This is a genomic window from Streptomyces sp. NPDC007162, assembly GCF_040634175.1.
Classification (GTDB): Bacteria; Actinomycetota; Actinomycetes; order Streptomycetales; family Streptomycetaceae; genus Streptomyces.
Map to the genome: position 1 here is coordinate 23120 of NZ_JBEYFC010000054.1, position 6276 is coordinate 29395.

The window sequence follows — 6276 nt, forward strand, 5'->3', positions numbered from 1 at the left end:
TGATGACCCGGGGACCCTCACAGCCCTGGCAGGAGCGATTTTTGTGCGAGCGGCGAACGTCAGCGCTCGACGTCGCCGCGGATGAACTTCTCCACGTTCTCGCGGGCCTCGTCGTCGAAGTACTGGACCGGCGGGGACTTCATGAAGTAGCTCGACGCGGAGAGGATCGGACCGCCGATGCCACGGTCCTTGGCGATCTTCGCGGCGCGCAGGGCGTCGATGATGACACCCGCGGAGTTCGGGGAGTCCCAGACCTCGAGCTTGTACTCGAGGTTCAGCGGGACGTCACCGAAGGCACGACCCTCCAGGCGGACATAGGCCCACTTGCGGTCGTCGAGCCAGGCCACGTAGTCGGACGGGCCGATGTGGACGTTCTTCTCGCCCAGGTCCCGGTCGGGGATCTGGGAGGTGACGGCCTGTGTCTTGGAGATCTTCTTGGACTCCAGGCGGTCGCGCTCCAGCATGTTCTTGAAGTCCATGTTGCCGCCGACGTTCAGCTGCATCGTGCGGTCCAGGACGACGCCCCGGTCCTCGAACAGCTTCGCCATGACGCGGTGCGTGATGGTGGCGCCGACCTGCGACTTGATGTCGTCACCGACGATCGGGACACCGGCCTCGGTGAACTTGTCGGCCCATTCCTTGGTGCCGGCGATGAAGACCGGGAGGGCGTTGACGAAGGCGACCTTGGCGTCGATGGCGCACTGGGCGTAGAACTTCGCGGCGTCCTCGGAACCGACGGGCAGGTAGCAGACGAGGACGTCCACCTGCTTCTTCTTGAGGATCTTCACGACGTCGACCGGCTCGGCCTCGGACTCCTCGATGGTCTGGCGGTAGTACTTGCCGAGACCGTCGAGGGTGTGGCCGCGCCGCACCTTCACACCCGTGTTGGGCACGTCGCAGATCTTGATGGTGTTGTTCTCGGAGGCGCCGATGGCGTCCGCAAGGTCGAGACCGACCTTCTTGGCGTCCACGTCGAACGCGGCGACGAACTCGATGTCCTTGACGTGGTAGTCGCCGAACTGGACGTGCATCAGGCCGGGGACCTTGGACGCCGGGTCGGCGTCCTTGTAGTACTCGACTCCCTGTACCAGCGAGGCGGCGCAGTTGCCCACGCCGACGATGGCTACGCGAACCGAACCCATTCCGGTTGCTCCCTGTGTGTACGAGTGAGGCCCTGAACGGGACTCACGTGGCGGTGTCGTCGGGCAAATCCGGCCGAGGGGTGTCCTCGGACCGGGGCAGGTTGCCCGGCGCTCCATTGGTGGTGTTCTGCTGAGCGGACCCCTCGGAGTCGGAACCCTTCAGGTCCCGTCCGGCCCGCTCGCTCTCGATGAGCTCGTTCAGCCAGCGCACTTCGCGCTCCACGGACTCCATCCCGTGGCGCTGGAGCTCAAGCGTGTAGTCGTCGAGGCGTTCCCGGGTGCGTGCGAGCGAGGCGCGCATCTTCTCCAGGCGCTCCTCCAGCCGGCTGCGGCGGCCCTCCAGCACGCGCATGCGTACGTCTCGCGAGGTCTGGCCGAAGAAGGCGAACCTCGCTGCGAAGTGTTCGTCCTCGTACGCGTCGGGGCCGGTCTGGGAGAGGAGCTCCTCGAAGTGCTCCTTACCTTCCGCCGTCAACCGGTAGACGATCTTGGCGCGGCGGCCGGCGAGCGGGACGGCGAGAGCGTCCTCGCCGGTGTTCGCGGGTTCCTCGATCAACCAGCCGTTGACGACCAGCGTCTTGAGGCAGGGATAGAGCGTCCCGTAGCTGAAGGCACGGAACACGCCGAGTGAGGTGTTGAGGCGTTTCCGCAGCTCATAGCCGTGCATCGGGGACTCGCGGAGCAGGCCGAGTACGGCGAACTCAAGGATGCCGGAGCGCCGGCTCATGATCGCCTCCTCTCGTCTGCGGCTCGGTTGTCTCGGTCCGATGTATCGACTCGATACATCCCGACGATAGATCGGCCTTCCCCTTGCGACAAGGGGGGTAACGGTGAACGGGATCACATCACCGATACGAAGGAGGCAACTTGCCTGTTTTGGGGTGAACTTCGGAGCTCGGCGGGTTTTGGCGGTGCGTAGTCTGTGCGGCATGCAGACCACCGGGAACCGAGTGACGCCTGGGGGGCGTCCACATCCCCGGTGCAGTACGGGTGAATGCAGGACCGACCACATCCGTACTTCGGGGGGACCGGAAACCAGCCGCCGTTTCCAGGCGCGCACGGGTGCGCCTGCCCGAGGAGTAATCGTTCGATGAGCGAGCACCGTCGCAAACCGCCGCAGCCGCAGGGAGGCGGAGGCGGACGTGCCGCGGCCCGACGCGGCCAGTCCGGCCCGTCCTCCGGCCGCCGTGCGGCACCGCGAGGCGCCACCGGGTCTCCTTCCGACTCCTATGGGTTCTCTTCCTATGGGTCGGACTCCCAGGGCCCGGGGGGTGAGGAGCGCCCCTACGGCAGCCGCGCGGAGGCCCGTCGGGCGGCGCAGAGAAACACAGGAGGCCGCCGCAGAGGGCCCGACAACGGGAGCCATGGTCCGGGTGGTCCTGCCGGCCCGGGGCGTGGCAGAGGCCGGACGACCGATCCGGGCAAGAAGCGCATCATCGACTACCCCAGGGCGAACAGATTCGGCTGGCGCCGCTGGGTCCCCTCCTGGAAGCTCGTGTCCGGGCTGTGCCTCACCTTCCTGGGCAGTCTGGTCGCGCTGGTCGGTGTCGGGTACGCCATGGTGGGCGTGCCTGACGAGAACACCGCGGCCAAGTCGCAGAACAACGTCTACTACTGGGCCAACGGGCAGCAGATGGTCGCGACGGGCACGGGCGTGAACCGGCAGAACGTCACCATCGACCAGATCCCCCAGGCCATGCAGAACGCGGTGATCTCGGCCGAGAACAAGAGCTTCTACTCGGACTCGGGTGTCGACCCCATGGGCATCGCCCGTGCCCTGGTCAACATGGCCCGGGGTGGGCAGACGCAGGGTGGTTCGACGATCACCCAGCAGTTCGTCAAGAACACCTACCTCAGCCAGGACCAGACGGTCACCCGCAAGTTCAAGGAGATGTTCATCTCCATCAAGGTGGGCACCAAGCTCAAGAAGCCCCAGATCATGCAGGGCTACCTGAACACCTCGTACTTCGGCCGTGGCGCGTACGGCATCCAGGCCGCCGCCCAGACCTACTACGGCGTGGACGCGAAGGACCTCCAACCCAGCCAGTGCGCAGTGCTGGCGGCGCTGCTCAAGGGTGCGACGTACTACGACCCCGCGGGCAACACGGACATCGACCCCTCGGCGACCAAGGAGGCCAACACCAAGCGCTCGCACGACCGCTGGGCCTGGATCCTCGAGGAGATGCACAAGGACAAGCGCCTCAGCGACGCCGATTACCAGACGGCCATCAAGAAGTACCCGATGCCCCAGGGCCGCAAGGCGGTCAAGGGCATGACCGGCCAGATCAGCTACCTCGCCGACACGGCCAAGAAGTACGTCCTCGCGCACTCCAACATCACCGAGACGCAGTTCGACCAGGGCGGCTTCCAGATCTACACGACCTTCGACAAGGACAAGGTCAACGCGTTGACCGCGGCCGTGCAGAAGGTCCAGAAGGCGCGCCTGGACCCGAAGAACCGCGAGAAGGACAAGTACGTCCAGTTCGGTGCCGCGTCGGTGGTGCCCAAGGACGGCGCGATCGTCGCCCTGTACGGCGGCGCCGGCTACGAGAACAACCACTTCACCAACAACGCCGACACCTCCGGTGTCCCCGTCGGTTCGACGTGGAAGCCGTTCGTGCTGGCCGCGGCCATGCAGTACGGGACGTACAAGACCGACGGGGTCGGAGTGTCGCCGCTGAGCAAGTACAACGGCGACGACAACCTCAAGGTGCGGCGGCCGGACGGCTCGTACTACCTGAACAAGGACAACTCGATCTTCCGTCAGCGCAACGAGAGCGAGTACCCCTGGGGCTACATCACCCTGCGCAAGGCGATGGAACAGTCGATCAACACGCCGTTCGTGCAGCTCGGCGTGGACGTCGGCATGACGAAGGTTCGGGACGTGGCCCAGGCGGCCGGGATCCTGCCCGACAGCATGTCGCAGAACCTGAACCCGTCGTTCGCCATCGGTACCTCCACCCCCAGCGCGATCCGTATGGCCGACGCCTACGCCACCTTCGCCGCGTCCGGCCAGCACGTGGAGCCGTACTCGGTGACCGAGGTCAAGCAGGACGGCCAGGACGTGAGCGGCTTCGGCAAGCCGAAGATCTCCACGGCGATGCCCTCGGACGTGGCGAACAACGTCACGGACACGCTGGAGAACGTCATCCAGAACGGTACGGGTACCAACGCCAAGGCCCTGGGCCGTACGGCGGCCGGCAAGACCGGTACCACCGACAGCAACAAGTCGGCCTGGTTCGTCGGCTACACCCAGCAGCTGGCGACGTCGGTGGCGATGTTCCGTGAGAACCCGAAGGACGCCGAGCTGCTCTCCATGAACGGCACCGCCGGCGTGGCGTCCATCCACGGTGGTGACATCCCGACCTCGGTGTGGACCGAGTACATGAAGTCCGCGCTGAAGGGCAAGAACGACCCGGGCTTCCCGGACGCCATCAAGATCGGTCAGATCGCCGACGAGGCGGGGATGCCCTCCCCGACGCCCAGCCCGAGCATCACGCCGAGCGAGTCGCCCAGCGAGTCGCCGAGCGCCACGCCCAGCGAGACGATCACCCCGCCGTCGCCCAGCACGAGCGAGACCTGCCAGTTCGCCTGGAACTGCTCGACCGACGGCGGCACGAGCGGCAGCACGTCGGGCACCACGTCCTCGCCGTCGGCGACCGATTCGACCGGCGTGGGCAACAGCAGAGGCAATGCCAACGGAGGGAACCTCTTCGGCGGATCGAACGGCTAGCCGTGAGGCTGACCGGTTGGTGAGCTTTTCGCCCGCCGAAGGGTGTTTCACGTGAAACAGGGGCCGCCGTACCCGAGCAGGTACGGCGGCCCTCGGCGTATTCCTAGAGAGGTACGGCAGGATGGGCCCCATGCCCAGTGCAGAGACGACGCCCGCGGGCGTGCGTGAGCCGGAGCCGGTGCGGCCGACCAGGGAAGACGCGGTCGCCGCGGCCGGCAGTGAGCTGATCGGCGGCCCCATCGGGCGGCGTGCCCTGCTCGGGACGTCCTGGTGGACGCCGCTCCGAGTGGTGGTCCTCGTCGCGATCGGCATGTTCGCCCTGGGCCTGGTCCAGAAGGCGCCCTGCTACAACGGCGCCTGGTTCTTCGGCGCCAGTTCCCAGTACACCCACGCCTGCTACTCGGACATCCCGCACCTCTACCAGGGGCGAGGTTTCGCCGACGGTCTGGTGCCGTACTTCGACAAGCTCCCCGGCGACATGGACTACCTCGAATACCCGGTGCTGACCGGTGTGTTCATGGAGGTGGCCGCATGGCTCACCCCGGGCAGCGGCAGCATCCAGCTCCAGGAGCAGGTGTACTGGTTCGTCAACGCCGGGATGCTGATGATCTGCGCCGCCGTCATCGCGGTGTGCGTGGTCCGTACGCACCGCCGACGCCCCTGGGACGGTCTGCTGGTCGCCATGGCGCCCGCCTTCGCGCTGACCGCCACCATCAACTGGGACCTGCTGGCGGTCGCTCTGACGGCCGCGGCGATGCTGATGTGGTCCCGGAGCCGTCCCCTCGCCTTCGGCGTCCTCCTGGGCCTGGCCACGGCCGCCAAGCTGTATCCCGTGTTCCTGCTCGGGCCGCTGTTCCTGCTGTGCTGGCGCGCGGGCAAATGGCGGGATTTCCTCATCGCGACAGGCGGCGCGGTGGTCTCCTGGCTCGTGGTGAACCTGCCGGTGATGATCTTCGCCTTCGACGGCTGGTCGAAGTTCTACACGTTCAGCCAGGAACGGGGCGTGGACTTCGGCTCGTTCTGGCTGATCTGGGCGCAGAACACGACCAGCCCGCCGTCGACCGACTTCGTGAACAGTGCGGCGATGGTCCTGGTGCTGCTCTGTTTCCTGGGCATCGCCGCGCTCTCCCTGACCGCCCCGCGCCGGCCGCGCTTCGCCCAGCTGGCCTTCCTGGTGGTGGCGGCCTTCATCCTCACCAACAAGGTCTACTCCCCGCAGTACGTCCTGTGGCTGGTCCCGCTGGCGGTCCTCGCCCGTCCCAAGTGGCGGGACTTCCTGATCTGGCAGGCATGCGAGGTGGCGTACTTCCTGGGGATCTGGATGTACCTCGCGTACACGACCAGCGGAGACGCCCACAAGGGGCTGCCGACAGACGGCTACCACTGGGCCATCGCCGTGCA

The 6276-nt window shown here is 66.6% G+C and carries 4 protein-coding genes; 2 read left to right on the forward strand and 2 right to left on the reverse strand.

What is annotated here, in order from left to right; translation table 11 throughout:
* Window positions 1-59: 59 nt before the first annotated feature.
* Window positions 60-1142 (reverse strand): inositol-3-phosphate synthase, encoded by a 1083-nt coding sequence (locus tag ABZ646_RS09425; RefSeq protein ID WP_360515045.1) that lies wholly within the window; start codon window positions 1140-1142, stop codon window positions 60-62.
* Between the two features lie 43 nt (window positions 1143-1185).
* Window positions 1186-1869 (reverse strand): helix-turn-helix transcriptional regulator, encoded by a 684-nt coding sequence (locus ABZ646_RS09430; protein WP_360515048.1) that lies wholly within the window; start codon window positions 1867-1869, stop codon window positions 1186-1188.
* 363 nt (window positions 1870-2232) lie between these two features.
* On the opposite strand from ABZ646_RS09430, the gene ABZ646_RS09435 reads away from it, so the two are divergent.
* Window positions 2233-4875 (forward strand): transglycosylase domain-containing protein, encoded by a 2643-nt coding sequence (locus ABZ646_RS09435; protein ID WP_360515051.1) that lies wholly within the window; start codon window positions 2233-2235, stop codon window positions 4873-4875.
* 130 nt (window positions 4876-5005) lie between these two features.
* Window positions 5006-6276, forward strand: a 1271-nt coding sequence (locus tag ABZ646_RS09440; protein ID WP_360515054.1) for a glycosyltransferase 87 family protein, incomplete at its 3' end; no start/stop codon positions are given.

What these genes read in the sequence shown, in the direction of transcription:
- ABZ646_RS09425 (WP_360515045.1), bottom strand. Translation starts at nt 1,142, where the DNA reads ATGGGTTCGGTTCGCGTAGCCATCGTCGGCGTGGGCAACTGCGCCGCC.
- ABZ646_RS09430 (WP_360515048.1), bottom strand. Translation starts at nt 1,869, where the DNA reads ATGAGCCGGCGCTCCGGCATCCTTGAGTTCGCCGTACTCGGCCTGCTC.
- ABZ646_RS09435 (WP_360515051.1), top strand. Translation starts at nt 2,233, where the DNA reads ATGAGCGAGCACCGTCGCAAACCGCCGCAGCCGCAGGGAGGCGGAGGC.